This is a genomic window from Haloferax sp. Atlit-12N (assembly GCF_003383095.1).
Classification (GTDB): Archaea; Halobacteriota; Halobacteria; order Halobacteriales; family Haloferacaceae; genus Haloferax.
Map to the genome: position 1 here is coordinate 1 of NZ_PSYW01000079.1, position 482 is coordinate 482.

At 43.4% G+C, this 482-nt stretch carries 1 protein-coding gene and 1 pseudogene; one reads left to right on the plus strand and one right to left on the minus strand.

The features are described 5' to 3' along the window. Nucleotides 1–235 (plus strand): hypothetical protein (locus C5B90_RS21145; RefSeq protein WP_233512155.1); only part of this gene is annotated, 235 nt, incomplete at its 5' end. Between the two features lie 113 nt (nt 236–348). On the opposite strand, the pseudogene C5B90_RS20090 reads toward C5B90_RS21145, so the two are convergent. Then, nucleotides 349–482: pseudogene (locus C5B90_RS20090) on the minus strand (IS3 family transposase); the annotation flags it as partial.

Genomic DNA, 482 nt, shown 5'->3' on the forward strand with positions numbered 1-482 from the left:
AATTATTTATATTGGATTTTCAGCAACCATACTTTGGTCGTGGTTTATTGTGCCTTTTGGCATAACGCCTATCAATTTGGCATGGGCTGTCGGCCTAGCTTGCCTGTTTGGATTGGGAAGGGGAATTCCCCGTTCGTCAGAAGATAATGATAAATTATATTCAGAATTGCTGATGCCGTATATAAGTACGACATTACTTCTTATTATTGGGTATATTTCGCATATTTTTATGTAAACAATATGATAGGTGAAAAAATGAAGACGATCAGACCGGAGATTTTTGAGACGCTTCAAGACAAGTCAACCGCGGCGAAATACCTGCAGCCCGGCAAATGTGGTTTGTAGTGGTCAACTAAAACTGGCCACCGCATTAGACTGTAAGTAGTACAGCCGCTCAGATTCGTTTGGCGTCAGACCGCCGTTATACCAGTGAGGCCGAACGGCACTGTAATACCCCGTGATGTAGCGGATTATCGCGCTCT